Here is a 23,816-nt window from a genome sequence, read left to right as displayed (position 1 = left end):
CGCCATTCTCGGGATGGACGAGCTGTCCGAAGAGGACAAGCTGACCGTGGCCCGTGCGCGGAAGATCCAGCGGTTCCTGTCGCAGCCCTTCGACGTGGCCGAGGTCTTCACCGGGTCGCCCGGCGTTCAGGTCTCCCTCGAGGACACGATCTCGTCGTTCAAGGCCGTGGTGGCCGGCGAATACGACCATCTGCCCGAGGGCGCCTTCTACATGGTCGGCGGCATCGAGGACGTGAAGGCGAAGGCCGAGAAGATGGCCGCGGAGGCCGCCTGATCCGGTCCACCCATTTGCCCCGGCCGTGTGGCCGGGGCCTCATGAGGAGAGCCCATGGCTGACACGATGCAGTTCGATCTCGTGAGCCCCGAGCGCCGGCTGGCCTCGATGGCGGTGACCGAGGTGGAAATCCCCGGCGCCGAGGGCGACATGACGGCGATGCCCGGCCACACGCCCACCATCACAACCCTGCGCCCCGGCCTCGTGAAGGCGCGCGGCGGCGAGGGGGAGGGCGAATACGTCGTCACCGGCGGTTTCGCCGAGATCGGCATGGAGGGCATCACGGTCCTCGCCGAGCGCGCGATCCCGCGCGGCGAGATGACGCAGGCCCATCTCGACGAGATGATCGCCGAGGCGAAGGAGGCACGGGACCGCGCCAAGCAGGCCTACCCGAACGAGCCCGGCCCGGTGGACGACGCCGCGCGGCTTCTCGAGGACATGGTCGCCGTCGGCTCGCATATCGGGCTGGACCCGAAACAGGCCAGTCTCTGAGGGCCCGGAAGTCGTGGTTGCGAGGGCTCCGCAGAGGCGGGGCCCTTTTTCGTTGATCGTGCCGCCGTCTTGACCGACCCTCGGCCGACGGGAGGGGGCGGCATGCATAGCTTCGAGGCACGGCTGCTCGGGGTCGATCAGGGCGAGGTGACGCTCTTCACGGACTATGAGACCGGCGGGTCGATGTGGACGGGACACGGGGCCCGTGCGCGGCGCACGCGGGTCGCCTTTGCGCGTCCCTTCGTGGCGCCACCCGTCGTTCACGTCTCGGTCACGCTCTGGGATTTCGATCAGAGCACCAACGCCCGTGGCGACCTCGCCGCCGAGAAGGTGGATGCGGCCGGGTTCGAGATCGTTTTCCGGACGTGGGAGGACACGCATGCAGCGCAGCTGCGCGTGGGCTGGATCGCGCTCGGCCCCCTGCCCAATCCTGACGACTGGGATCTCGGCTGACCCGGGCCGATGGCCGGGCGGTCTGCACCCGCCGCGCCCGACGAGGGTCGCACCCCGTCGCACACGCGTGACGCATTCTGGCTTCTTGCCGTCGCGGGGGTGCGCAGCCCGCCGGCCGGCGTCGTCAGTCCCTGAACTGCCCCTCGTAGAGCGGCTCCAGCATCTCGGTGTTGAAAAGCGAGGAGACCGAGGTGCCGTTCCAGATGTTCAGGATCGCCTGTGCGAAGACCGGGGCGCTCGGCACGACCCGGATGTTCGGCGCCGCCTGCACCGCCTCCGTGGGGGCGATGGTGTCGGTGATCACGAGGCTCTTCATCACCGAGTTGGTGATGCGCTCCACCGCGGGGCCCGACAGGACGCCGTGCGTGATGTAGGCGTGCACCTCGCGGGCGCCGTTCTCCATCAGCACCTCGGCCGCCTTCACCAGCGTGCCGGCGGTGTCGCAGAGGTCGTCCACGATCAGGCAGCGGCGGTCCTGCACGTCGCCGATGACCGTCATGCCGGCGACCTCGCCGGCCTTCTCGCGGCGCTTGTCCACGATGGCGAGCTGCCCGCCGATCCGGGTGGCCAGTTCGCGCGCCCGCGCGACGCCGCCCACGTCCGGCGAGACGACGGTGACCTCGTCCAGATGGCCGTTGAAGCGCTCACAGATGTCGAGCGCGAAGACCGGCGCGGCGTAGAGGTTGTCCACAGGGATGTCGAAGAAGCCCTGAATCTGCGCGGCGTGCAGGTCCATCGTCAGCACCCGCTCTATCCCGGCGCCCATCATCATGTTGGCGACCAGCTTCGCCGAGATCGGCGTGCGCGCCTTGGTGCGCCGGTCCTGCCGGGCGTAGCCGAAATAGGGGATGACCGCCGTGATCCGCGCCGCCGAGGACCGGCGCAGCGCGTCGGTCATGATCAGCAGTTCCATCAGGTTGTCGTTCGCCGGGTTCGAGGTCGGCTGCACGATGAACATGTCCTCGCCGCGGACGTTCTCGAAGACTTCGACGAAGATCTCGCCGTCATTGAAGCGCTCGACGCGGGCGTCGACCAGATCGACGTTCATGCCGCGGTGCATCGACATGCGGCGGGCCATGGCACGGGCGAGGGGCAGGTTGGCGTTGCCCGCGATCAGCTTGGGCTCGACGAGAGAAGGCATTGGAGGGGGCTCCGTCCGAAGGAGGCATGACAGATTCGTGACGTTGACACCGCTTAGCACGCGCCTAGGGTGCCGCAAACCCGAACGGCGGACAGGACCTGCGAGATGCGGATCGACTACTTTTTCTCGGCGATTTCGCCTTTCGCCTACCTCGCAGGGGACCGGCTGGAGCGCATCGCGGAGCGCCACGGCGCAGAGGTCGCCTACAAGCCGGTGGACATCCTCGCCCTCTTCGCGCGCACCGGCGGCACGCCCCCGGCCGAGCGCCCGCCCGCGCGGCAGAGCTATCGCCTGCAGGAACTGCGCCGGCAGGCGAAGAAACGGGGCCTGCCGATCGTGTTGCAGCCCGCGCATTTCCCGACCAACGCGGCGCCTGCCTCCTATGCGATCATCGCCGCGCAGGCAGCCGCGCAAACGGGCGGGAAGGGCGACACCGGCGCGCTCGTGCGGGCCATCCTTGCCGCCTGCTGGGCGGAGGAGCGCGACATCGCCGAGGACGCGGTGATCCGCGAGGCCCTCGCGCAGGCGGGCTTCGACCCGGCGCTCGCGGACAGGGGGCTGCTCGCCGGGGCCGAGACCTACGCGCGCAACCTTGAGGATGCCGTCGAGGCCGGCGTCTTCGGCGCGCCCTTCTACGTGGTCGGCGACGAGCGGTTCTGGGGGCAGGACCGGCTCGAGGATCTGGACCTCTTCCTCGCGGGCGATCTCTGAGCATGGCGGACGACACCGCCCTGGTGACCGCCGGGGGCTTTCCCACCTTCCTGCGGCGATGGGGCGCCGGCCCGCGCGAGGCGGTGCTGATCCATTGCTCGCTCGGCAGTTCCGCGCTCTGGGCGGGAGTGGCGGAACGGCTTGCCGACGCGGCGACGCTGACGGCCTTCGACCTGCCCGGCCACGGGAAGAGCGGCGACTGGACGGACGGGGGCGACGTGCAGGCGCAGACCGCAGCGATGGCGGCCGATCTGATCGAGGACCGGGCCGACCTGATCGGCCATTCCTTCGGCGCCACGGCGGCGCTGAGGCTGGCGGTCGAACGGCCGGAAAAGGTCCGCAGCCTGACGCTGATCGAGCCTGTGCTCTTCGCCGTGCTGGCCCTGGACCGGCCCGGCCTTCTTGCCCGTCACGACACCGAGATGGCCGATTACACCGCCGCCGCCGCGCGCGGCGACTGGGCGGAGGCGACGCGGATCTTCATGGCGAAATGGGGCGACGGCCGCCCCTGGGAGAGCCTGCCCGAGGCGCAGCGCGCGACGCTCATCGCGCGCATCCGGGTGGTCGAGGCCGCCTCCTGCATGCTCCGCACCGACCCCACGGGCCTCCTTCGCCCCGGTGCGCTGGGGCGGATCGCGGCGCCGGTGCTGATCATGGAAGGGGCGGAGAGCCCGGAGTATATCGCCGCGATCGCTGCGGGGCTCGCCGCACGCCTTCCCGGTGCGCGGCGCACGGTGATCGACGGGGCAGGGCACATGGCGCCCGTGACCCATCCGGAGGACGTCGCCGGCGCGATCCGGGCGTTCCTCGATCGCGCGCCGGACGGTGCCGCTGCCGCCGGAGGCTGACCCGGCGGCGGACAAGGCCGCCCCGCACCGCCCCGTAGGCGCTCAACGCCCCGTCTTGCGGCCGATCCGCGGCTCGGTGCCGGCGCGCAGGCGCGCGACGTTCTCGCGGTGGCGCCAGAGCACGATCAGCGCGAGCGCCATCAGCAGCACCGCCGTGTCGGGCCGGCCGAGAAGCGTCGCCCAGAGCGGGGAGAGCGCTGCCGCGACCAAGGCGGCGAGCGAGGAGAAGCGGAGCACCGCGGCGGTGACGAGCCATGTCGCGCAGGCGGCGAGACCCACGGGCCAGGCGAGCGCGAGCAGAAGCCCGAGGAAGGTCGCCACCCCCTTTCCGCCGCGAAAGCCGAGCCAGACCGGGAAGCAGTGCCCGAGAAACGCCGCGAGGCCCGCGATCTGGCCCGCGTCCTCGGCCGCGAGCGCCCGCGCGATCAGGACCGCCGCCGCGCCCTTGCCGCTGTCGAGGATCAGCGTGGCGGCCGCGGCCGGCCTGTTGCCCGTGCGCAGCACGTTGGTCGCCCCGATATTGCCCGAGCCGATGGTGCGCAGGTCGCCGAGGCCGAGCGCGCGCGCGATCACGAGCCCGAAGGGCACCGAGCCCAGCAGATAGCCCGCGAGCGCCCAGAGCGCGAGGAGGGGCAGGGCGGTCTCGATCCCGGGCATCAGGCGTCTCCGTGGATGCGGCGCCCGCCGACCCAGGTGCCGCGCACGCGGCCCTGCAGCCGGGCGCCGTCGAAGGGCGTGTTCTTGGATTTCGACTGCATCGTCCAGCGGTCGAGCACGAAGGGCGCGTCCGGGTCGAAAAGCACGAGATCGGCCGGCGCGCCGGGCGCGAGCGTGCCCGCCTCGAGCCCGAGCCGGCGCGCGGGGGTGAGCGCCATCGCCCGGAAGAGCGCCGGCAGATCGAGCGCGCCGGCGTGGTAGAGCCGGAGCGCCGCAGGCAGCAGCGTCTCGAGCCCGACCGCGCCCGCGGCGGCCTCCTCGAAGGGGAGGCGCTTGCTCTCCTCGTCCTGCGGCGTGTGCATGGAGCAGAGCACGTCGATCAGCCCCGAGCGCAGTGCCTCGACCACCGCGGAGCGGTCGTCTTCGGCCCTGAGCGGCGGCGTCAGCTTGAAGAAGGTGCGGTAGTCGGCGACGTCGAGCTCGTTGAGCGTGAGGTGATGCACGCTGACGCCCGCGGTGACGTCGAAACCGTTGCGCTTGGCGCGCTCCAGCGGCGGCAGGGCGCGGGCGGTGGTGACCTGGTCGAAATGCACCGCCGCGCCGGTCATCTCGACGAGGGCGATGTCGCGGTCGATTCCCATGCGCTCGGCCATGGGCGAGACCGCGGGCAGCCCCTTGAGCGTGGCGAACTTGCCGCTGGTCGCCGCCGCGCCGCGCGACAGGCGCGGCTCCTGCGGGTGGGCGACGACGAGGGCGCCGAGCCCGCGCGCGTAGGCGAGCGCGCGGGAGAGGATCCGGGTCTCGGCCGTGACGTGGAAGGCGTCGGTAAAGGCGACGGCGCCGGCATCCATGAGAAAGCCGATCTCCGTCATCTCGGCACCCGCGCACCCCTTGGTCAGCGCGGCCATCGGGTGAATGCGCACGCCCGCGGCCTCGGCGGCGCGGCGGCGCACGAACTCCAGCGCCTCCGGTGTGTCGAGCGGCGGCGCCGTGTCGGGCCGTGTGACCAGCGTGGTGACGCCGCCCGCCGCCGCGGCGCGGCCGGCGGAGCGGAAGCTTTCCTTGTGGCGCTCGCCCGGCTCGCCGATCTTCACGCCCCAGTCCACGATGCCGGGGGCGAGGCAGTGCCCGCGCGCGTCGATGCGCTCCTCGGCCCCATGCTCCTCGGCCCCTTGCGGGGCCTCCTCGCGGCCCACCGCGGCGATCCGGCCCGCGCGGATCAGCAGCCAGCCGGGCGCGTCGGTCCCGGCCTCGGGGTCGATCAGGCGGGCGTTCTCGATGAGCGTGGCGGTCACAGGTCCCTCCCCGCGGCCTGCCGGATCGCGGCGCGCACGGCGTCGCGGTCGGCGAGATACTTGACGAGATGCTTGTCGCCGCCCTCGGTGACGATCTGCACGGCGCTGCCGAGGGTGTTGAGCCGCGCGATCCGGTCGAGGGGGACATGCCGCCCGCCGGGGCCGTGGAGCGCGCCGTCCTCCAGCCGCCATTCGTGGCCGAGCTCCTCGGAGGCGAGATACCACCCCCGCACCCCCACCGCGGCGAGCCCCGCCACCGCGCCGGTCCAGACGTGCGGATTGCCAAGCGCCCAGAGCGCCACCATCGCGCCGGCCATGGCGAGCGCGGCCATCCAGGCATGGTCGCGGATGTAGGTGGCCCGGTCCGGGCGGAAGACCGTGCTCATCCGCTGCCCCCCGCGAGCAGGGCAGCGAGGAGGAAGGCCACGATCACGATCACGAGCGTGCCCAGCAGGTAGCGCCGCGTCGCGCCCGAGCCGCGGGGCGCGGGCGGGATCGGCGCCGGCGAGAGCGTTCCGCGCGCCGTGTCCGCGGCAAGCGGGATCTGCGGCGTCGTGGCGCCCTCCTCGGTCAGCCGCGCCACGAGGCGGAGCGGCGCGCGCACGGTGAGGCTCTGCGCCGTGCCGCCGAAGGCCGACGACATGACGAGGGCGACATGGCCCGTCATCGCGTCGAGCCGGCCGCGCAGATGCGCGAGCTCTTCCGCGCCGATGCCGTAGCCCTCGGCGAGATAGGTCGAGAGCGGCATGGACCCCAGGTCGGCAAGGCGCACGACCTCGGCGTAGGTGCGGTCGAAGGGATCGGCGCCGAGCGCCGCGGCGAGCGGGTCGGCGCCCTCGGGCTCGCGCCAGCGCGTCGCGTCCTCGGGCGCGAGGTCGAGCGCGAAGACGCGCACCACCCCCGCCTCGTGCGCCGGCACCTCGATGCGCTCGCTCACGCCTCGACCTCCGCCGCGCGCCAGTTGCGCGCCAGAAGGTCCATCGCCGCCATGCGCACCGCGACGCCCATCTCCACCTGTTCGCGGATCACCGAGCGGTTGATGTCGTCGGCGAGCGTGCCGTCGATCTCGACGCCGCGGTTCATCGGGCCGGGGTGCATCACGATCGCGTCCGGCTTCGCGAAGGCGAGCTTGTCGTGGTCGAGGCCGTAACGGTGGTAATACTCGCGCTCGGAGGGGACGAAGCCGCCGTCCATGCGTTCGCGCTGAAGCCGGAGCATCATCACGACGTCCACGTCGCGCAGGCCCTCCTCCATGTCCTCGAAGACCTCGACGCCGAAATCCGCGATGCCCCTGGGCAGCAGGGTCGGCGGCGCGATCAGGCGCACGCGGCTTTCCATGCGGTTGAGGAGCAGGATGTTCGACCGCGCGACGCGGGAATGCGCGATGTCGCCGCAGATCGCCACCGAGAGGCGATGGAGCCGCCCCTTCGCGCGGCGGATCGTCAGCGCGTCGAGCAGCGCCTGCGTCGGGTGCTCGTGCCGCCCGTCGCCGGCGTTGAGCACCGCGCAGGTGACCTTCTGCGCGAGCAGGTTGACCGCGCCGGAGTGCGGATGCCGCACCACGAGGAGGTCGGGTCTCATCGCGTTCAGCGTCGTGGCGGTGTCGATCAGCGTCTCGCCCTTGTTCAGCGAGCTCGCCTGCATCGCCATGTTCATCACGTCCGCCCCGAGCCGCTTGCCGGCGAGCTCGAAGCTCGCCTGCGTGCGGGTGGAGGATTCGAAGAACATGTTGACGAGCGTCGCCCCCGCGAGCGCGTCGGCATGGCGGCCGGGCTGGCGGTTGAAGGCGACGTAGCGGTCGGCACGGTCGATGATCTCGGTGATCGCCGCGGGGCCGAGGGGCTCGATCCCAAGGAGATGTCGGTCGGTGAAGCCCATGCGCGCCCTCTTCGCCGGCTGTTGGCCGGTATAGGCGCCGCGGCCGGGCCGGGCAAGGCGGCGCGCGCGGCAGAGCGTGGCGTGCAGGGCAGGGCGCGCCCGGCCGTCGGCGCCCGTGCCCGCGCGTCGGGGGGGCCGTCGCGGCCCGTCACGGCCAGTCGGGGCCTTGGCGGGGCGCGGGGTCTGGCGGCGCTGCGTGCGAGCGCCTAGTCTCGCCCCATGGATCCCGCGATCGACTGGCACGCCGCGAAGGCGCTTCTCGAATGGCAGGTCGAGCTCGGCGCGACCGAGGCGATCGGCGATGCGCCCGTGGACCGTTTCGCCGCGGCCGAGGCGGCGCGGCAGCAGGCGGCGGCGGCCCCCGCGCCCGCCCCGGCCGAGGCGCCCGCGCAGGTGGCAGCGCCCGCCGCCGATCCGGTGGCGGAGGCCGAGGCGGCGGCGCAGGCTGCGGCGGACCTGCCGGCGCTGCGCGCCGCGCTCGCGGCCTATCCGCATTGTCCGCTGAAGCAGGGCGCGCGCAGCCTCGTCTTTTCGGACGGCGTGCCGGGCGCGCGGGTGATGATCGTCGGCGAGGCGCCGGGGCGCGACGAGGACCTGCAGGGGCGGCCCTTCGTCGGCCGGGCCGGGCAGCTTCTCGACCGGATGCTCGCGCCCCTCGGCCTCGCCCGAGACGCCGAGGGGCCGGCGCGCGCGGTCTACATCACCAATGTCCTGCCGTGGCGGCCGCCGCGCAACCGCGAGCCCACGGCGGAGGAGACGGCGATGATGCTGCCCTTCCTGCGCCGCCACATCGCGCTCGCCGCGCCCGAGGTGCTCGTGATCATGGGCAACGCGAGCGCGCAGGCGCTCCTCGGGCGGAAGGGAATCACCCGGCTGCGCGGGCGCTGGGACGAGGCGGCAGGCCTGCCCGCGCTGCCGATGCTCCATCCCGCCTACCTGCTGCGCAACCCCGCGGCCAAGCGCATGGCCTGGGAGGACATGCTCACCCTCGCCGCGCGGCTGGAGGGGGCGTGATGGATCCTGTCGTCCTCCTCGCCTTCCTGCCCGCGGCGCTCGCGCTCAACCTGACGCCGGGGGCGGACATGATGTTCGCGCTGGCGCAGGGGCTTTCGGGCGGGCGGCGCGCGGCGCTCGCGGCGAGCGCGGGCATCTCCCTCGGCGTGCTGATCCACGCGCTCGCGGCGGGGCTCGGGCTCGCCGCGCTGGTTGCCGCCGTGCCCGGGGCGATGGGCGCGATTCGCTGGCTCGGGGTGGCCTATCTGCTCTGGCTTGCCGTGCAGGCGCTCCGGCAAGGGGTCGCACGGCCGGAGGCACCGGCGCGCGCGCCGGGGCGGGCCTTTCGCGAAGGGCTCGCCGTGAACCTGCTGAACCCGAAAGTGATTCTCTTCACGCTCGCCTTCCTGCCGCAGTTCGTGGACGCGGGATCAGGCGGCCTCATGGCGCAGTTCGCGCTCCTCGGCGGGCTGCTGGCGGCCGGCGGCTTCATCGTCAACGCCGCGGTCGGCGCGCTCGCCGGGGGCGCGGCGGGGCGGCTCGTGCAGAGCCCGCGCGCGGCGCGGATCGCCGGGGTCGTCTCGGCGACGATCTTCGGCGCGCTTGCGCTGCGCCTCCTCCTTGGCGCAAGGTCGGGGCCATGAGCCGGATCGACGAAGAGCGCGACTTCATCCCTGCCCGCATCGCCGTCCTGACGGTGAGCGACACCCGCACGCCCGAGGATGACCGCTCCGGCGCGGCGCTGGTGGAGCGGATCGAGGCGGCGGGCCATACCCTCGCGGAGCGGCGCATCCTGCCCGACGAACGCGCCGGGATCGCCGACCAGCTCCGTCGCTGGATCGCGGCGCCGGAGGTGGACGTGGTGATCACCACCGGCGGCACCGGGCTCACCGGGCGCGACGTGACCGTGGAGGCGCACCGCGACGTCTACGAGAAGGAGATCGAGGCCTTCGGCACGATCTTCGCCCTCGTCTCCTGGCAGAAGATCGGGACCTCCGCGGTGCAGAGCCGCGCCACCGGCGGGGTCGCCGGGGGTACCTACCTCTTCGCGCTGCCGGGCAGCCCCTCGGCCTGCCGCGACGCCTGGGACGCGATCCTCGGCCCGCAACTCGATTACCGCCACCGGCCCTGCAACTTCGTCGAGATCCTGCCGCGCCTCGACGAGCATCGCCGGCGCAAGTGACCGGCTTTCGCGCCCTCGGCCCGTTGCCCGCGACCGAGGGCTGGCGCGGCGCGCTCGTCATGGCGCAGGACGCCGCGGGGCGGGTGCTCATGCAGTTGCGCGACGACCGCCCCGACATCGCCGCGCCGGGGCAATGGGGCCTCTTCGGCGGGGCGGTGGAGCCGGGCGAGACGCTGGTCGAGGCGGCGGTGCGCGAGTTCCACGAGGAGACGGGCGTCTGGCTCGGAGAGTTCGAGCTCGCGCCGCTGGTGCGCGTGCCCTCCTACGTTCGGGCGGACGGCGTGCTTTACGTCTTCCACACCGACCGCGGCATCGCGCCGGGCGACGTGCTGCTGGGCGAGGGAGCGGGCTTCGCCTTCCTGACGCCGGCGCAGCTTCTCTCCTTCGAGGTGATCGCGCCGCTCCGCCCGCTCTTCGCGGAGATGTTCGACTGAGCCGGCCCGTCCTGCGCGGGCGGGCAAGCGGGCGCCGGGCGCACCGCCGGCACGTTCCCCGCGGCGCTGTCCAGTCTGCGCCGGGTCCATCGCCGCGCGCCGGTGCGTGGCCCCGGTCGGAGGCCCGTCCTGCGTCGCGCCCGCCGGTTGCCTCGGCTTGGGTGCCTTGTGCCGGGCGTCGCGCGCCGCCGCGACGGAAGGGCGCAGCGGCGCGCGGCGTCTCACATGCAGACTTGGGAATTCTATCCCTGTACCTATGTCGACAAGCGGCCCCTCCGGGCCGGATCGAGGTGACGGATGCGATTTCTCGGCAAGAGCGCGGTGGGGCTTTTCCTCGTGTCGGCGGCGCTGGGCCTTCTGGTCTATGCGGGCGCGGCGATACAGGGCGCGGTGCAGGAGCGCATGGCCGAGGCGCCGCGCGCGGCGGAGACGCGCGAACGGGTCTTCGCCGTGGATGTGGTGCAGGCCGAGGCCGGCACGGCGACGCCGGTGCTCACGGCCTACGGCGAGGTGCGGAGCCGCCGCACGCTGGAACTGCGCGCCGCCGCGGCGGGCCGCGTGGTCGAACTCGCGGAGAGCTTCGTGGACGGCGGCACGGTGACCGAGGGCAATGTGCTCATGCGGATCGACCCGGCCGACGCCGAAGCCGCGCGCGACCGGGCCCGCGCCGACCTGATGGATGCGCGGGCCGAGGCACGGGACGCCGAGCGCGGCCTTGCGCTCGCGCGGGACGAACTCGACGTCGCGCAGGAGCAGGCGGAGCTGCGCGAACGCGCGCTTGCGCGCTCGCGCGATCTCTCCGAGCGGGGTGTCGGAACGACGGCGACGGTGGAGACGACGGAACTCGCTGCCGCGTCCGCGCGGCAGGCTGTCGTCGCGCGTCGGCAGGCGGTGGCGCAGGCCGAGGCGCGCGTCGATCAGGCGCAGACCCGGATCGAACGGAGCGAGATCGCCCTCGCCGAGGCCGAGCGGCGCCTCGCCGACACGGTGCTGCGCGCCGATTTCGACGGCCGGCTTGCCGAGGTCACGGCGATCGAGGGGGGGCTCGTCTCGATGAACGAGCGGCTCGGCCGCCTGATCGACGCGGACGCGCTCGAGGTCGCCTTCCGCGTCTCGACGTCGCAATACGGCCGGCTTCTGGACGAGGGCGGCGATCTGCGGGCGGCACCGGTCAGGGTCCGGCTCGAGGGGGCGGGCACCGACCTGACCGCCGAGGGCAGCCTGGACCGCGAGGACGCCTCCGTGGGCGAGGGGCGCACGGGGCGGCGGGTCTTCGCCGGGCTCGACGCCGCGCCCGGCTTCAAGCCCGGTGATTTCGTCACCGTCGAGGTCGAGGAGCCGCCGCTGGAGCGGGTCGTGCGCCTGCCGGCGAGCGCGCTCGATTCGGCCGACGAGGTGCTGGTCCTCGGTCCCGGGGACCGGCTCGAGTCGATGGCGGTGACGCTCCTGCGCCGGCAGGGGGATGACGTGCTGGTGCGCGCGCCGGCGCTCGACGGCCGGCAGGTTGTCGCCGCGCGCACGCCGCTCCTCGGCCCCGGCGTGAAGGTGCGCCCGCTCGAAAGCGCCGCCGCCGGGCCCGAGCCCGAGGCCATGCTGGAGCTTTCGCCGGAGCGGCGCGCGCGGCTCGTCGCCTTCATCGAGGACCGGGCCGATCTGCCCGAGGCCGCCAAGGCACGCCTGCGCGCCCGGCTCGCCGCGCCGCAGGTGCCCGCCCGCGTGGTCGCGCGCCTCGAAGCGCGGATGGAGGGCTGAGCCGTGGCCGGTGCGGCGCCGCAGGGACCGGGCGGGGGGCCGGGCGGGATCCTCTCGCATTTCACGCGGCATCCGACACTGGCCAACCTGCTTCTGGTGCTCATGCTGGTCGCGGGACTCGTGTCCTTCCCCAACATGCGCGCGCAGTTCTTCCCGGACGTGGTGGTGGACGATGTCACCGTTTCCGTCGCCTGGACCGGCGCGGGGGCGGAGGACGTCGATTCGGGCATCGTGCAGGTGCTGGAGCCCGCGCTTCTCGCCGTCGAGGGGGTCGAGGGCACCGAGGCCACCTCGCGCGAGGGCCGGGCGAGCATCCGCGTCGATTTCGAGCCCGGCTGGGAAATGTCGCGCGCCGCCGACGACGTGCAGACGGCGGTCGACCAGATCACCGAACTGCCGGAGGAGGCCGAGGAGCCCGAGGTGCGCCGCGGCGCGTGGCGCGACCGGGTGACCGACGTGGTCATCACCGGGCCCGTCGGCGTCGACCAGATCGCGCGCTACGCCGACGAACTCGTGGCGCGGCTCTTCGAGGCGGGCGTGACGCGGACGACGATCCGCGGCCTCGCCGCGCCCGAAACGGTCGTGGAGGTGGAGCAGGCCGCGCTCATCGCCCACGATCTGACCATGCGCGACATCGCCTCGGCCATCGCGGCGGAGGTGGACGCCTCGCCCGCCGGCGACGTCGCCTCGGCCACGACGCGGGTGCGCACGGGACGCGAGACGCGCGGCGCCGAGGAAATCGCGGACATCGTGCTGCGCTCCGACCCCTCCGGCGCGGATCTGACCATCGGGCAGGTCGCCAGCGTCCGCGTCGAGGGCGCGGCGCGCGAACGCAGCTACTTCGTTGGCGACGATCCGGCGATGTCGGTGCGGGTGGACCGCTCGGCGCGGGGCGACGCGATCGCCATGCAGCGCACCGTCGAGGAAGTCGCCGCCGATCTGCGCGCGACGCTGCCCGAGGACGTTTCGGTCGATCTGATCCGCACGCGGGCGGATTACATCTCGGGCCGGCTCGACATCCTGATCGACAACGGGCTCATGGGCCTCGGCCTCGTGGTGCTGCTGCTCTTTCTCTTCCTGAACGCGCGCACCGCCTTCTGGGTCGCCGCGGGCATCCCGACGGCGATGTTCGCCACCGTCGCGCTGATGTACGCGGGCGGGCTGACGATCAACATGATCTCGCTCTTCGCGCTCATCATCACGCTCGGCATCGTGGTGGACGACGCCATCGTCGTGGGCGAGCACGCCGACCACCGCCATCGGACCCTCGGCGAGCCGCCCGTGGTCGCCGCCGAGAACGCGGCGCGGCGCATGGCGATGCCGGTCTTCGCGGCGACGCTGACGACCGTTTTCGCCTTCTTCTCGCTGGTCGCCATCGGCGGGCGCTTCGGCGACCTGATCGCCGACATTCCCTTCACGGTGATCGCGGTGCTGCTGGCGAGCCTCGTGGAATGCTTCCTGATCCTGCCCAACCACATGGCGCATGCGCTGAAGTCTTCCGACCGCGAGCACTGGTACGACTGGCCCTCGCGGCAGGTGAACCGCGGCTTCGCGGTCGTGCGCGACCGGCTCTTCCGCCCCGCGATGCGCGGCGTCATCCGCGCGCGCTATGTCGTCCTCGCCGGGGTCGTCGCGATCCTGGCCAGCCAGGTCGCCCTCGTGGTGAGCGGCGACGTGAGCTGGCGCTTCTTCAACGCGCCGGAGCGCTCGTCGGTGACGGGGAACTTCGCCATGGCGACCGGCGCGACGCGCGCCGACAGCCTCGAGCAGATGGCGGCGATGCAGCGCGCGGTCGAGGAGGTCGCCGCGGACTACGCGGAGGAGCACGGGCGCAATCCGGTCGACTATGTCCTCGCCGAGGTGGGCGGCAACGCCGGCTGGGGCATGGCGGGCGCCGAGACCAAGGAGCCCGACCAGCTGGGCGGTATCTCGATCGAACTCATCGACGCCGATCTCCGCCCCTATTCCGCCTTCGCCTTCGTCGGCGCCCTGCAGGAGCGCGTCGAGCGCCACCCGATGGCCGAGACGGTCACCTTCCGCGGCTTCCGCTCGGGGCCGGGAGGCGACGCGCTCGACGTGCAGTTCCACGGCGCTTCGGCCGGGACGCTGAAGGCCGCCGCCGAGGATCTCAAGACGGCCGTGGCGCGCTTCCCGGAGGTGTCGGGCGTCGAGGACGACCTGCCCTACGACAAGGAGGAGCTGATCCTCGAGCTCACGGCGCAGGGCCATGCCCTGGGCCTCTCTGCGGAGGGGCTCGGCCGGGTTCTGCGCGACCGTCTGGGCGGCATCGAGGCGGCGACCTATCCCGCCGGCCCGCGCAGCGCCGCGATCCGCGTGGAACTGCCCGAGGACGCGCTCAAGGCCGATTTCATGGACCGGATGCAGCTCCGCACGCCCGAGGGCGCCTATGTGCCGCTTGCCGACGTGGTCTCGGTCGAGCGGCGGACGGGCTTCTCGACGGTGCGGCGGGAGAACGGGCTGCGCGTCGTCTCGGTCACCGGCGACATCGACATGGAGGACGCCGCGCGCACGGCCGAGATCCGCACCGCGCTGGAGGAAGAGATCCTGCCCGCCATCGCCGCCGAGCGGCAGGTGAACTGGCGGGTCTCCGGGCTCTCGGAGCAGGAAAGCGAGTTCCTCGCCGACGCGGTGACGGGGCTTCTGCTCTGCCTCACGGGGATCTACCTCGCGCTGGCGTGGATCTTCGGAAGCTGGACGCGGCCGTTCGTGGTGATGGCGGTGATTCCCTTCGGTCTCGTCGGCGCGATCTGGGGACACAATGCCTGGGGCGTGCCGCTCTCGATGTTCTCGGTGGTGGGGCTTCTCGGCATGACGGGCATCATCGTGAACGATTCGATCGTTCTGATGACCACCATCGCCGAAAAGGCGCGCACCCGTGGCCTCGCCCCGGCGATCGTGGACGGGGCGGCCGACCGGCTCAGGCCCGTGCTCCTGACGACGGCGACGACGGTGCTCGGCCTCACGCCGCTGCTCTACGAAGGCTCGAGCCAGGCCGAGTTCCTGAAGCCCACGGTGATCACGCTGGTCTACGGGCTCGGCTTCGGGATGGTGCTCGTGCTGCTCGTGGTGCCCGCGCTGCTCGCGGCGCAGACCGATCTCGGCCGGCTGGTGCGCGCCTTCCGCCGGGGGCTGCGCTTCCGGGCGCGGGGCGCGCGCACCGGGCTCCGGCTCGGCGCGCTGGCGAGCCTCGCTTGGCTGGCGGCGACGCTCGGCTGGACGGCGGTGACCGGGGCGCTGACGCCGCCGATCGCCGATCTGATGCCCGGGCTCGCGGCCGCGCCGCCGATGGCTGCCGCGCTCGCCGCCTACCTCGCGGGGGCGGCGGTGGTCGCGCTGGCGGCGGCGCTGGCGGTGCGGCTCGTCACCCGGCCCGGGCGTCGCGCGGCGTGAGCGGCCGGGCCAAGCGCGTTGCAACGCGCTTGGCCAAGCGGTTTCCCGAAACCGCTTGGGCGCTAACCGCCGGCGCAGCCGCGGATGTCCACCGCCGTGCCGGCGCCGAGAAGGGTGATGCGCACCGCGCTCCGGTCGAGTGCGAAGGCGCCGCCGCCCACGTGCTCCAGGTCACTGGTCGCCACGACCCGGTCCGGCGCGGGATGCGCGAGGTCCGGCTCGGAGGCCCAGATTTCGGGATCGCCCGGCTCGATCACCGCCGCGGTCCTCGCGTCCGCGCGGGGCAGCGCGACCGTGGCGCTGAGCGTGACGCCGCGTTCGGTGGGCGTCACGGTGCAGGTGACGGCCCCGACGTCGGCGTCCTCCGCGTCGAGGGGGCGTGCGGCGAGGGCCGCGGCAATCGCCGGATCGGGGGTGCCGCCGGTGGCGGGCAGCGTGCCCTCGACCGCGATCTCGGCCGGGATGCAGATGTCCTCGCAGACGCCGAGGGAGATCTCGGCGGAGAGCGCCACCGCCTCGCCGGCGCGCCTCGGGTCCACGCGCAGCGGCAGCACCACCTCGTCCGAATAGACGATCGTGCGCATGCCGTTCTGGTCGAAGACCTCCGGCACGGGCCAGGCGATCTCCACCCCGCCGAGGTTGCCCGACCCGCTCCAGTCGAAGTCCGGCGGGATGCCCGCGTCGCCCGGTGCGCGCCAGTAGGTCTTCCACCCCGGGTCGAGCGTCAGCCGCAGCCCGGCGAGATGCGTCCCGTCGGCGCGGCGCCAGCCCGGCAGGATCTCGCCCTTGACGACGTCGAGCGCGCGCGCCGGGGCCGCGGGCGCCAGGGCCGCGGCGGAGAGCGCGCCGAGAGAAAGCAGGAGGGATCGCAGTCGCATGGGCCCAGATTGCGCAGCGCGGCGGCTTTGCCAAGGCGCCTGCGCTCACGTTCCGGCGAGCCGGCACCCTTGAAGCGCCCCGCGGGCGGGGTCATGTTGCTCTTCGAGCAACGGAGAGGCGGAATGTCCGAGGTCACCCCCCTGACGGGGAAGCTCCTGATCGCGATGCCGGCGATGGGCGACCCGCGCTTCGAGCGCAGCGTGGTGCTCGTCTGCGCCCATTCCGAGGAGGGGGCGATGGGCCTCATCCTCAACAAGCCCACCGACGACGTCACCCTCTCCGACCTCTTCGAACAGCTCGAGATCGAGGCGGGGCCGGGCGCGCGGCACATGAAGGTGCACTTCGGCGGCCCTGTCGAGACCGGGCGGGGCTTCGTGCTGCACGGGCCGGATTACGACACGTCGGACTCCACGCTCACGGTGGACGCGCGCTTCGCCATGACGGCGACGCTCGATATCCTCGAGGCCTTCGCGCGGGGCGAGGGGCCGGGTCAGGCGCTGATGGCGCTCGGCTACGCGGGCTGGGGCGCGGGCCAGCTCGAGGCGGAGCTCGCGCAGAACGCCTGGCTCACCGCCGACGCGACGCCGGAGCTCGTCTTCGCGCGCGACGACGCCGGCAAGTGGCAGGCCGCGCTCGAGACGCTGGGCATCGACACGCTGATGCTCTCGGGGAGCGGCGGGCGCGCCTGAGCGCGCCTCAGTCCCGCGGCGCGGCGGCGCGGCGCAGCCGGTCGTTGATCGCGCGGCCGAGGCCCGTCTGGGGGATCGGCGCCACGGCGATCGGGTGGGTGCCATCGTCGAGCGCGTGCAGGTGGTGAAAGAGGTTGGCCGCCGCCTCGGCCAGATCGCCCGTCGCCGACAGCGTCAACTCGCCCGCCACCTCGCCGAAGCCGAGCATCCGCTCGCCCGGGCGCGGCGCGTCCGCGTTCAGCCGGAGCGCGGCGCGCGGCGCGTAGTGCGAGGCGAGCTGCCCGGGCGCCTGCGGCGTGGCCGGGTCCGGCGCACAGCCGGCGAGGGGCGCGCCGAGGACCGCCTCGATCGCCTCGGCCGGGACCCCGCCGGGGCGCAGGAGGCGCGGCGTGGGCTCGAGCGCCAGGATCGTCGATTCGACACCGACCGGGCAGGGGCCGGCGTCGAGCACCGCGGCGATCCGCTCGCCGAGGCCCGCGATGACGTGCTCGGGACGGGTGGGGCTCAGCCGGCCGGAGGGATTGGCCGAGGGCGCGGCGAGCGGGCCGCCCATCGCGGCGAGGAGCGCGCGCGTCACGGGCTGGTCCGGCACGCGCACGGCGAGCGTTTCCAGCCCCGCGGTCACGCCGGGGGCGAGCCCATGGCCCGGCCGGAGGGCCAGGACGAGCGTCAGCGGCCCGGGCCAGAAGGCCCGCGCCAGCCGCGCGGCGGTCTCGGGCCAGTGCACGAGCGCCGCCGCCGCGTCGGCGTCGGCGACATGGGCGATCAGCGGGTTGAAGGCGGGCCGTTCCTTGGCGGCATAGATCGCGGCGACCGCCTCGGGGGTCCGCGCGTCGGCGGCAAGGCCGTAGACCGTCTCGGTCGGGATCGCGACGAGGCGGCCCTCGCGCAGAAGCGCGGCGGCGCGGGCGACGCCGGCGGCGTCGGGGGCGAGACGCTCTGGACGGGCGGGGCGGCGGGGCATTCGTGACGCAGCGTTGCGGTTGCGGGTGCGGCGGGCTGACCTAGCCTTCCGTCGGGAAAGCGGGCATACACCCGCCCCGGAGACATGCCAAGCCCGCGAGGTCGTTCATGCCCTATCACGCGCCGGTGCCCGAGTATCGCTTCCTGCTGGATCACGTCGTGGACTTCCGGAAGGTCGCGGCCACCGACCGCTTCGCCGAGGCGGCGCCCGACGTCGTGGCGGCCATGCTGACCGAGGCGGGCCGGGTCTGCGAGGAGGTGCTCGCGCCGCTCCAGCGCTCCGGCGACACGCATCCCGTGCGCTTCGAGAACGGGGTCGTGCGCCTCTCGCCCGGTTTCGCGGAGGGCTACCGCGCGCTCGGCGAGGGCGGCTTCCTGGGCGTCTCGGGGCCGGAGGCGCACGGCGGGCTCGGCCTGCCGATCACGGTGGCGACGGCGCTCAACGAGATGATGTCGGGCGCCTGCCTCGCCGCGCAGCTCTCGCCGCTGATGGCGCAGGGCCAGATCGAGGCGCTGGATCACCATGCGCCCGACTGGATCAAGGCGCTCTACATCCCGAAGCTCGCGAGCGGGGACTGGACGGCGACGATGAACCTGACCGAGCCGCAGGCGGGCTCGGACGTGGGCGCGGCCGCGACGCGGGCCGAGCCCGCGGAGGACGGCACCTACCGGCTCACGGGGCAGAAGATCTACATCACCGGGGGCGACAACGACTTCGCGGAGAACGTCAGCCACCTCGTCCTCGCCCGGTTGCCGGACGCGCCGGCGGGAACGAAGGGGATCAGCCTGTTCCTCGTGCCGAAATACGTGCCCCGCGAGGACGGCACGCCGGGCGAGCGCAACGCGATCCGCGTCGTCGGCATCGAGGAAAAGCTGGGCCTGCATGCGAGCGCGACCTGCACGCTCGCCTACGAGGGCGCGACCGGCTGGCTGATCGGCGCGCCCAACAAGGGGATGCGCTGCATGTTCACCATGATGAACAACGCGCGCCTCGGTGTCGGCATGCAGGGGATCGGCGTGGCCGAGGGCGCCTATCAGCACGCGCTCGCCTATGCGCTGGAGCGCAGGCAGGGCGCGACGCCGGTCGAGGGCGGCAGCGGCGCCATCGTCGAGCACGCCGACGTGCGCCGGATGCTCGCCACGATGAAGGCCGAGCTCTTCGCGGCGCGGGCCGTGGCCTTCGCCTGTGCCGTGGCGATCGACATGGAGACCGCGACGGGCGAGGCCGGCTGGGCCGCGCGGGCGGCGCTGCTGACGCCGGTGGCCAAGGCCTACGGCACCGACACCGGGCTCGCGCTCGCCGACACGGGGATCCAGATCCACGGCGGCATGGGCGTGATCGAGGAGAGCGGCGCCGCGCAGTACTGGCGCGACGTGCGGGTGAGCGCGATCTACGAGGGCACCAACGGCATCCAGGCGATGGACCTCGTGGGCCGCAAGCTCGCCGACGGCGGTGAGGCGGCGCAGGCGCTCATCGACGAGATCGAGGCGGAGGCCGAGGCGGCGCGCGGCGCGCTCCCCGACCTCGCCGGCCCCGTCTGGCAGGCGGCCGAGGAATTGCGCGAGGCGACCGAGGCGCTCGTCGCCACGGGCGAGCTCACTGACCGCTTCGCGGGCTCCGTGCCCTACCTGCGCGCCATGGCGCGGGTGCTCGGCGGGCACTACCACCTGCGCGCCGCGCGCGCCGAGGGCGGGGCGGGGCCGCGCACCGCGCTCGCGCAGGTCTATGTCCGCCGCCTGCTGCCCGAGCACGCGGGCCTTCTTGCCGAGGCGCGCGCGGGCGGCGCGGACCTCTACGCGCTCAGCGACGACGACCTGGCCGCATGATGGACGGTCGATACGAGCTTCGGCGCGCAGGGCAACGCGCGGACGGGAACCATCGAAGGCCAGCCAGCATGATTCCGATCTCTGCCTCCCCGCAACGCCGGCAGTGCGGCCCGGACAGGACAGAGCCCACCCCGCAGACGACGGGCAGGTGCACCTGATGGACGGCGGCGACGGCATCCGCACCCCGTGGGACCACCCGCCCGCGGAGGGGGACGCGACCGAGGTGGCCGAAGGCGTGCTCTGGCTGCGGATGCCGCTGCCGATGGCGCTCGACCACGTCAACGTCTATGCGCTCGACGACGGGGACGGCTGGACCATCGTCGACACCGGCGTCAGCAGCCGGCGCAGCCGCGCGATCTGGCAGGCGCTCCTCGACGGCCCGCTCGGGGGCAGGCCCGTGCGGCGGGTGATCGTCACGCACCACCACCCCGACCATGTCGGCCTCGCCGGCTGGTTCCAGTCCGAGCACGGTGCCGAGCTTCTGACCACGCGCACCGCCTGGCTCTTCGCGCGGATGCTGACGCTCGACGCGCAGGACCGCCCGACGGCGGAGACGCTCGCCTTCTGGCGCCGCGCCGGGATGGCCGAGGACATCCTCGCCGAGCGCGCCGCGGAGCGTCCCTTCAACTTCGCCGACGTCGTCTGGCCGCTGCCGCTCGGCTTCACGCGGCTGGCCGAGGGCGGGACGATCCGCATGGGCGGCCGCACCTGGGACATCCGCTGCGGCGCCGGGCACGCGCCGGAGCACGCCACCTTCTGGAGCCGCGACGACGGGCTCGTGCTGACCGGCGATCAGGCGATCCTCTCGATCAGCTCCAACATCGGGGTCTACGCGACCGAGCCGGAGGCCGACCCGCTCGCGGACTGGCTGGAGGCCTGCGGGCGGCTCGCCACCCATGCACGGCCCGATCAGCTCGCCCTCGCCGGGCACAAGCTGCCCTTCACCGGGCTGCCGCTCCGCCTGCGCCAGCTGATCGAGAACCACCACGGCGCGCTGGAGCGGCTGGAGCGCCACCTCGAGACGCCGCGCACCGCCGCCCAGTGCTTCCCGGCGCTCTTCAAGCGGGACATCGGGCGGGCGGAGTACGGCCTTGCCCTTGTCGAGGCGATCGCGCATCTCAACCACCTGCATCAGGCGGGCCGCGCCGCGCGCCGCCTGAACGAGCAGGGCGCCTGGGAATACCGGCGCACGGGCTGAACCGGCGCCGCGGCGCTTGCCCGGTGCGGGGCGCCGCGGTATCCGTGAGGCAGGACATGCAAGCGGCAGACGGAGGACACGACCCCATGGCCGAAGAGAACAAGACCGGCAAGATGGACATCACCGAGCAGGAGAAGACCTTCGAGGGCTTCGTGAAGGCCTCGATCTGGGTCGGTGGCGTTGCGATCGGAATTCTCGTCTTCCTCGCGCTCTTCAACTCCTGACCTGCCGTTCGGGGCGCGCATCGATGCAGCGGCGGCGGTTTCTCCTTCTTCCCCTCGCGGCCGCCGCTGCGGGCTGCGGGCCGCCGAACATGGGCACCTGGGCGCCGGACGAGGTGGTGGCGCGCGCCGCCTACGCGAGCGACGCGCCGCCGATGATCCGGCTCTACACGATGGTGAGCAACCGGACCGGGTCCGGTGCGCACACGAGCCTGCTGATCAACGCCTCGCAGCAGGTGATCTTCGACCCTGCCGGCGATACCGGGCACCCGGACGTGCCCGAGCGCAACGACGTGCTCTTCGGCGTGACCCCGGAATTCGAGCGCATCTACCGCAGCGCCCACGCGCGCGAGACCTACCACGTCATCATACAGACGAAGATCGTCTCGCCCGAGGTGGCGGAGATGGCGCTCCGCAAGGTGCAGGAGGCCGGCCCCGTGCAGCCCGCCCGCTGCACGATCGAGACGGCGCGCGTCCTCTCGGAGCTGCCCGGCTTCGAAAGCATCCGCCCGGTCTGGTTCCCGAAGCGCCTGATGGAGGATTTCGAGAAGCTGCCGGGTGTCGAGACCGAGAAGCTCGTCGAATACGACGACCCGGACAAGTTCAAGGCGATCATGTCCTACCAGGGTCCGGAGACCGGCAGCCGCCCCTGATCAAAAGAGCCAGAGCCCGAGGCCGAGCGTCGCCGCACCGCTCCCGATCGAGAGCAGCACGTTCTTCGTCGTCACGCCGAGGCCGAGCGTGACCGCCGCCGCGGCGAGGCGCGCGGGCTCCGGCGTGCCGCCGGTGGCCGAGGGCCAGAGAACCATCGGCGCGACCAGCCCCGGCAGCACCGCGACGGTGGTATAACGCAGGTGGCGCAAGAGCCACGCGGGCAGGGCGCGGTCCCCCACGAGGCCCAGAAAGACGAAGCGCAGCCCGAAGCTGCCGAGCCCGAGCCCGATCATGACGATCCAGAGCTCGCCCGGGGGGATCGCCGCGTCGCCGGTCATTCCGCAGGCCCCCGCCGACGCTCCACCCAGACCTCGGTTTGCGCCCCCGCCGTCATCGCACCGAGCGCCGCCACCATCAGCCCGAGGTTGTAGGGCAGGAAGGCGAAGCCGACCGCCAGCGCGACCGAGACCCCCGCCGCGACGACATGCGCGAGCGTGCGCAGCATCGGCGCGATCAGCGCGATGAAGGTGATCGGCAGCGCGAAATCCAGCGGCACGCCCGCCGGGATCGCCGTGCCCACGAGCGCGCCGACGACCGTCATCACGTACCAGAGCGGACAGATCGGTGTGACCGTGCCCCAGAAATAGGCGAGCCGTTCGGAGAGCGTCAGCCGCTCGCGCTCGAATTTCACGGCGGCGAGCGCATAGGTCTGATCGACGAGGAAATAGGCCACGAGCGCGCGCTGCCAGAGCGGCGCCTTCCCGAGATGCGGCGTGAGCGAGGCGGAATACATCGCCATCCTCAGGTTCACCGCCAGCGCCGAGGCGAGCACGATCAGCGTCGGCGCGTTCTCGGACAGGAGCTGCAGCGCCGCGAACTGCGAGGCGCCCGCGATCACCACGACCGAGAAACTCAGCGCCTCGAGCACGTTGAGACCCGCCTCCGTCGCCACCACGCCGAAGAGCAGCGCGAAGGGCGAGACCACGAGCGTGAAGGGAAGCGCGTCGCGCACCCCTTGCATGAAGGCGCCGCGCGGGGAAGATGTCGCCATGCGATGGCTCCCGAATGAACCGGCCCCCGGCCATAGACCCGCGGCGGCAGGGATGCAAACCGGCGCGGCGCCCGGATGAGGACGGTGGGCGTGATCCTCGCCGGCGGCCGCGCGCGCCGGATGGGCGGGGGCGACAAGGCGCTCCTCGACCTCGCGGGCCGGCCGCTCGCCGCGCATGTCGCCGGGGAGCTCGCGGGCCATGTCGCGGCGCTCGCGCTCAACGCGAACGGCGATCCCGCCCGCTTCGCCAGGCTGGGCCTGCCGGTGCTGCCCGACCCGGTGCCGGGGTGGCCCGGGCCGCTCGCGGGTGTGCTCGCCGCGCTCGACTGGGCAGCGGGGCAGGGCGCCGACGCGGCGGTGACGGCGCCGGCGGACACGCCCTTTCTGCCGCCCGATCTGGTGCCCCGTCTCCGCGCGGCCTCCGGCGAGGGCGCGCGTCCGGCAGTGGCCGCGGGCCCGGAGGGCGCGCTGCACCCGCTCTGCGCGCTCTGGCCCGTGCGCCTCGCCCCGGCGCTCCGCGACGCGCTCGACCGGGGCGAGGCGAAGGTGCGCGAGTTCGCCGCCGGGCAGGGGGCGGTGACGGTCGCCTTCACGTCGGAAGCGGCCTTCTTCAACGTGAACACGCCCGAGGATCTCGCCGCGGCGCGGGCGCGGCTGGCGGCGCGGTGAGGGTCGACACGGTGCTCATGGTGGACTGGTCCGGTGGCGCGGACCGGGGGCCGCGCCCGAAGAAGGACGCGATCTGGGCGGCGCGCGCCACGGCCGAAGGCGTCGCGCCGCCGGTCTACCTGCGCAGCCGCCGCGTCGCCGAG

General features: G+C 73.3%; 27 protein-coding genes. 17 read left to right on the top strand and 10 right to left on the bottom strand.

The window, feature by feature from the left end; genetic code table 11:
- The 3 genes from ACESL7_RS01565 to ACESL7_RS01555 all read left to right on the top strand — a co-directional run.
- Positions 1-274, top strand: a 274-nt coding sequence (locus tag ACESL7_RS01565; RefSeq protein ID WP_487247749.1) for an ATP synthase beta subunit C-terminal domain-containing protein, incomplete at its 5' end; no start/stop codon positions are given.
- A gap of 54 nt (positions 275-328) precedes the next feature.
- Positions 329-766, top strand: coding sequence for a F0F1 ATP synthase subunit epsilon (locus ACESL7_RS01560; RefSeq protein ID WP_372890764.1), 438 nt, complete (start codon positions 329-331; stop codon positions 764-766).
- Between the two features lie 102 nt (positions 767-868).
- Positions 869-1,219: an H-type lectin domain-containing protein gene (locus ACESL7_RS01555; RefSeq protein ID WP_372890762.1), complete on the top strand. Its 351-nt coding sequence runs from the start codon at positions 869-871 to the stop codon at positions 1,217-1,219.
- 124 nt (positions 1,220-1,343) lie between these two features.
- On the opposite strand, the gene ACESL7_RS01550 is transcribed toward ACESL7_RS01555, so the two are convergent.
- Complete coding sequence (locus tag ACESL7_RS01550) at positions 1,344-2,360, bottom strand: ribose-phosphate pyrophosphokinase (protein ID WP_372890760.1); 1,017 nt, start codon at positions 2,358-2,360, stop codon at positions 1,344-1,346.
- Between the two features lie 105 nt (positions 2,361-2,465).
- Between ACESL7_RS01550 and ACESL7_RS01545 the strand changes: the two genes are divergently transcribed.
- Both ACESL7_RS01545 and ACESL7_RS01540 read left to right on the top strand, forming a co-directional pair.
- Positions 2,466-3,071, top strand: coding sequence for a 2-hydroxychromene-2-carboxylate isomerase (locus tag ACESL7_RS01545; protein WP_372890758.1), 606 nt, complete (start codon positions 2,466-2,468; stop codon positions 3,069-3,071).
- A gap of 2 nt (positions 3,072-3,073) precedes the next feature.
- The gene (locus ACESL7_RS01540) at positions 3,074-3,919 is read left to right on the top strand and encodes an alpha/beta fold hydrolase (protein WP_372890756.1); all 846 of its coding nucleotides are present in this window, start codon (positions 3,074-3,076) and stop codon (positions 3,917-3,919) included.
- A gap of 42 nt (positions 3,920-3,961) precedes the next feature.
- Here the strand turns inward: ACESL7_RS01540 and plsY are convergent, their stop codons facing one another.
- From plsY to ACESL7_RS01515, 5 genes are read right to left on the bottom strand one after another with little or no spacing between them, the layout of a single operon-like run.
- Positions 3,962-4,576 carry a glycerol-3-phosphate 1-O-acyltransferase PlsY gene (gene plsY, locus ACESL7_RS01535; protein WP_372890754.1) on the bottom strand — a complete coding sequence of 205 codons (615 nt, stop codon included), beginning with the start codon at positions 4,574-4,576 and terminating at the stop codon, positions 3,962-3,964.
- On the bottom strand, positions 4,576-5,871 hold the full coding sequence (gene pyrC, locus ACESL7_RS01530) for a dihydroorotase (protein ID WP_372890752.1): 1,296 nt from the start codon (positions 5,869-5,871) through the stop codon (positions 4,576-4,578). The genes plsY and pyrC overlap by 1 nt, the downstream gene beginning before the upstream one ends.
- Positions 5,868-6,257, bottom strand: coding sequence for a hypothetical protein (locus ACESL7_RS01525; RefSeq protein WP_372890750.1), 390 nt, complete (start codon positions 6,255-6,257; stop codon positions 5,868-5,870). Before ACESL7_RS01525 ends, pyrC begins: the two co-directional genes overlap by 4 nt.
- Positions 6,254-6,808 carry a hypothetical protein gene (locus ACESL7_RS01520; protein ID WP_372890748.1) on the bottom strand — a complete coding sequence of 185 codons (555 nt, stop codon included), beginning with the start codon at positions 6,806-6,808 and terminating at the stop codon, positions 6,254-6,256. The genes ACESL7_RS01525 and ACESL7_RS01520 overlap by 4 nt, the downstream gene beginning before the upstream one ends.
- Positions 6,805-7,749, bottom strand: a complete 945-nt coding sequence (locus ACESL7_RS01515) for an aspartate carbamoyltransferase catalytic subunit (protein ID WP_372890746.1) — start codon at positions 7,747-7,749, stop codon at positions 6,805-6,807. Before ACESL7_RS01515 ends, ACESL7_RS01520 begins: the two co-directional genes overlap by 4 nt.
- Positions 7,750-7,968: 219 nt before the next feature.
- On the opposite strand from ACESL7_RS01515, the gene ACESL7_RS01510 reads away from it, so the two are divergent.
- The 6 genes from ACESL7_RS01510 to ACESL7_RS01485 all read left to right on the top strand — a co-directional run bounded on the left by ACESL7_RS01510 (position 7,969) and on the right by ACESL7_RS01485 (position 15,522).
- The gene (locus tag ACESL7_RS01510) at positions 7,969-8,763 is read left to right on the top strand and encodes a uracil-DNA glycosylase (protein ID WP_372890744.1); all 795 of its coding nucleotides are present in this window, start codon (positions 7,969-7,971) and stop codon (positions 8,761-8,763) included.
- Entirely contained in the window at positions 8,760-9,386 is a 627-nt protein-coding gene (locus tag ACESL7_RS01505) for a LysE family translocator (protein WP_372890742.1), read from the top strand. The genes ACESL7_RS01510 and ACESL7_RS01505 overlap by 4 nt, the downstream gene beginning before the upstream one ends.
- Positions 9,383-9,925: a molybdenum cofactor biosynthesis protein B gene (gene moaB, locus ACESL7_RS01500; protein WP_372890741.1), complete on the top strand. Its 543-nt coding sequence runs from the start codon at positions 9,383-9,385 to the stop codon at positions 9,923-9,925. The genes ACESL7_RS01505 and moaB overlap by 4 nt, the downstream gene beginning before the upstream one ends.
- Positions 9,922-10,359, top strand: a complete 438-nt coding sequence (locus ACESL7_RS01495; RefSeq protein WP_372890739.1) for an NUDIX domain-containing protein — start codon at positions 9,922-9,924, stop codon at positions 10,357-10,359. Before moaB ends, ACESL7_RS01495 begins: the two co-directional genes overlap by 4 nt.
- Positions 10,360-10,656: 297 nt before the next feature.
- Positions 10,657-12,111 (top strand): efflux RND transporter periplasmic adaptor subunit, encoded by a 1,455-nt coding sequence (locus ACESL7_RS01490; protein WP_372890737.1) that lies wholly within the window; start codon positions 10,657-10,659, stop codon positions 12,109-12,111.
- A 3-nt stretch (positions 12,112-12,114) separates the two neighbouring features.
- Positions 12,115-15,522 (top strand): efflux RND transporter permease subunit, encoded by a 3,408-nt coding sequence (locus ACESL7_RS01485; RefSeq protein WP_372890735.1) that lies wholly within the window; start codon positions 12,115-12,117, stop codon positions 15,520-15,522.
- A gap of 62 nt (positions 15,523-15,584) precedes the next feature.
- Here the strand turns inward: ACESL7_RS01485 and ACESL7_RS01480 are convergent, their stop codons facing one another.
- Complete coding sequence (locus tag ACESL7_RS01480; protein WP_372890733.1) at positions 15,585-16,400, bottom strand: protein-disulfide reductase DsbD domain-containing protein; 816 nt, start codon at positions 16,398-16,400, stop codon at positions 15,585-15,587.
- Positions 16,401-16,523: 123 nt separating this feature from the next.
- Here ACESL7_RS01480 and ACESL7_RS01475 point away from each other — a divergent pair, with 123 nt between their 5' ends.
- Positions 16,524-17,090, top strand: a complete 567-nt coding sequence (locus ACESL7_RS01475) for a YqgE/AlgH family protein (RefSeq protein WP_372890731.1) — start codon at positions 16,524-16,526, stop codon at positions 17,088-17,090.
- Positions 17,091-17,097: 7 nt separating this feature from the next.
- Here ACESL7_RS01475 and ACESL7_RS01470 read toward each other — a convergent pair whose 3' ends face one another.
- A complete protein-coding gene (locus tag ACESL7_RS01470) occupies positions 17,098-18,054 on the bottom strand; it encodes an L-threonylcarbamoyladenylate synthase (RefSeq protein WP_372890729.1) in 957 nt (318 codons plus the stop codon).
- 107 nt (positions 18,055-18,161) lie between these two features.
- Here ACESL7_RS01470 and ACESL7_RS01465 point away from each other — a divergent pair, with 107 nt between their 5' ends.
- The 4 genes from ACESL7_RS01465 to ACESL7_RS01450 all read left to right on the top strand — a co-directional run bounded on the left by ACESL7_RS01465 (position 18,162) and on the right by ACESL7_RS01450 (position 21,952).
- Positions 18,162-19,880, top strand: coding sequence for an acyl-CoA dehydrogenase (locus ACESL7_RS01465; protein ID WP_372890727.1), 1,719 nt, complete (start codon positions 18,162-18,164; stop codon positions 19,878-19,880).
- Positions 19,881-20,037: 157 nt separating this feature from the next.
- Positions 20,038-21,078 (top strand): MBL fold metallo-hydrolase, encoded by a 1,041-nt coding sequence (locus ACESL7_RS01460; RefSeq protein WP_372890725.1) that lies wholly within the window; start codon positions 20,038-20,040, stop codon positions 21,076-21,078.
- Between the two features lie 86 nt (positions 21,079-21,164).
- The gene (locus ACESL7_RS01455) at positions 21,165-21,302 is read left to right on the top strand and encodes an aa3-type cytochrome c oxidase subunit IV (RefSeq protein ID WP_372890723.1); all 138 of its coding nucleotides are present in this window, start codon (positions 21,165-21,167) and stop codon (positions 21,300-21,302) included.
- Positions 21,303-21,391: 89 nt separating this feature from the next.
- Entirely contained in the window at positions 21,392-21,952 is a 561-nt protein-coding gene (locus ACESL7_RS01450) for a hypothetical protein (protein WP_372890721.1), read from the top strand.
- Here ACESL7_RS01450 and ACESL7_RS01445 read toward each other — a convergent pair whose 3' ends face one another.
- A complete protein-coding gene (locus ACESL7_RS01445) occupies positions 21,953-22,291 on the bottom strand; it encodes an AzlD domain-containing protein (protein WP_372890719.1) in 339 nt (112 codons plus the stop codon).
- On the bottom strand, positions 22,288-23,004 hold the full coding sequence (locus ACESL7_RS01440) for an AzlC family ABC transporter permease (protein ID WP_372890717.1): 717 nt from the start codon (positions 23,002-23,004) through the stop codon (positions 22,288-22,290). Before ACESL7_RS01440 ends, ACESL7_RS01445 begins: the two co-directional genes overlap by 4 nt.
- 75 nt (positions 23,005-23,079) lie before the next feature.
- Here ACESL7_RS01440 and mobA point away from each other — a divergent pair, with 75 nt between their 5' ends.
- Positions 23,080-23,673: a molybdenum cofactor guanylyltransferase MobA gene (gene mobA, locus ACESL7_RS01435; RefSeq protein WP_372890715.1), complete on the top strand. Its 594-nt coding sequence runs from the start codon at positions 23,080-23,082 to the stop codon at positions 23,671-23,673.
- The last annotated feature ends 143 nt before the right edge of the window (positions 23,674-23,816 follow it).

Source organism: Rhodosalinus sp. (assembly GCF_041685465.1).
In the GTDB taxonomy this organism is placed as follows: Bacteria; Pseudomonadota; Alphaproteobacteria; order Rhodobacterales; family Rhodobacteraceae; genus Rhodosalinus.
The sequence above is the reverse complement of the archived record's forward strand: the minus strand, read 5'-3'. Positions and strand labels throughout refer to the sequence as shown.

What these genes read in the sequence shown, in the direction of transcription:
- mobA (WP_372890715.1), top strand. Translation starts at nt 23,080, where the DNA reads ATGAGGACGGTGGGCGTGATCCTCGCCGGCGGCCGCGCGCGCCGGATG.
- ACESL7_RS01550 (WP_372890760.1), bottom strand. Translation starts at nt 2,360, where the DNA reads ATGCCTTCTCTCGTCGAGCCCAAGCTGATCGCGGGCAACGCCAACCTG.
- ACESL7_RS01475 (WP_372890731.1), top strand. Translation starts at nt 16,524, where the DNA reads ATGTCCGAGGTCACCCCCCTGACGGGGAAGCTCCTGATCGCGATGCCG.
- ACESL7_RS01560 (WP_372890764.1), top strand. Translation starts at nt 329, where the DNA reads ATGGCTGACACGATGCAGTTCGATCTCGTGAGCCCCGAGCGCCGGCTG.
- ACESL7_RS01450 (WP_372890721.1), top strand. Translation starts at nt 21,392, where the DNA reads ATGGGCACCTGGGCGCCGGACGAGGTGGTGGCGCGCGCCGCCTACGCG.
- ACESL7_RS01460 (WP_372890725.1), top strand. Translation starts at nt 20,038, where the DNA reads ATGGACGGCGGCGACGGCATCCGCACCCCGTGGGACCACCCGCCCGCG.
- ACESL7_RS01455 (WP_372890723.1), top strand. Translation starts at nt 21,165, where the DNA reads ATGGCCGAAGAGAACAAGACCGGCAAGATGGACATCACCGAGCAGGAG.
- ACESL7_RS01480 (WP_372890733.1), bottom strand. Translation starts at nt 16,400, where the DNA reads ATGCGACTGCGATCCCTCCTGCTTTCTCTCGGCGCGCTCTCCGCCGCG.
- ACESL7_RS01510 (WP_372890744.1), top strand. Translation starts at nt 7,969, where the DNA reads ATGGATCCCGCGATCGACTGGCACGCCGCGAAGGCGCTTCTCGAATGG.
- ACESL7_RS01525 (WP_372890750.1), bottom strand. Translation starts at nt 6,257, where the DNA reads ATGAGCACGGTCTTCCGCCCGGACCGGGCCACCTACATCCGCGACCAT.
- ACESL7_RS01515 (WP_372890746.1), bottom strand. Translation starts at nt 7,749, where the DNA reads ATGGGCTTCACCGACCGACATCTCCTTGGGATCGAGCCCCTCGGCCCC.
- ACESL7_RS01490 (WP_372890737.1), top strand. Translation starts at nt 10,657, where the DNA reads ATGCGATTTCTCGGCAAGAGCGCGGTGGGGCTTTTCCTCGTGTCGGCG.
- plsY (WP_372890754.1), bottom strand. Translation starts at nt 4,576, where the DNA reads ATGCCCGGGATCGAGACCGCCCTGCCCCTCCTCGCGCTCTGGGCGCTC.
- ACESL7_RS01555 (WP_372890762.1), top strand. Translation starts at nt 869, where the DNA reads ATGCATAGCTTCGAGGCACGGCTGCTCGGGGTCGATCAGGGCGAGGTG.
- moaB (WP_372890741.1), top strand. Translation starts at nt 9,383, where the DNA reads ATGAGCCGGATCGACGAAGAGCGCGACTTCATCCCTGCCCGCATCGCC.
- ACESL7_RS01470 (WP_372890729.1), bottom strand. Translation starts at nt 18,054, where the DNA reads ATGCCCCGCCGCCCCGCCCGTCCAGAGCGTCTCGCCCCCGACGCCGCC.
- ACESL7_RS01440 (WP_372890717.1), bottom strand. Translation starts at nt 23,004, where the DNA reads ATGGCGACATCTTCCCCGCGCGGCGCCTTCATGCAAGGGGTGCGCGAC.
- ACESL7_RS01445 (WP_372890719.1), bottom strand. Translation starts at nt 22,291, where the DNA reads ATGACCGGCGACGCGGCGATCCCCCCGGGCGAGCTCTGGATCGTCATG.
- ACESL7_RS01465 (WP_372890727.1), top strand. Translation starts at nt 18,162, where the DNA reads ATGCCCTATCACGCGCCGGTGCCCGAGTATCGCTTCCTGCTGGATCAC.
- ACESL7_RS01540 (WP_372890756.1), top strand. Translation starts at nt 3,074, where the DNA reads ATGGCGGACGACACCGCCCTGGTGACCGCCGGGGGCTTTCCCACCTTC.
- ACESL7_RS01545 (WP_372890758.1), top strand. Translation starts at nt 2,466, where the DNA reads ATGCGGATCGACTACTTTTTCTCGGCGATTTCGCCTTTCGCCTACCTC.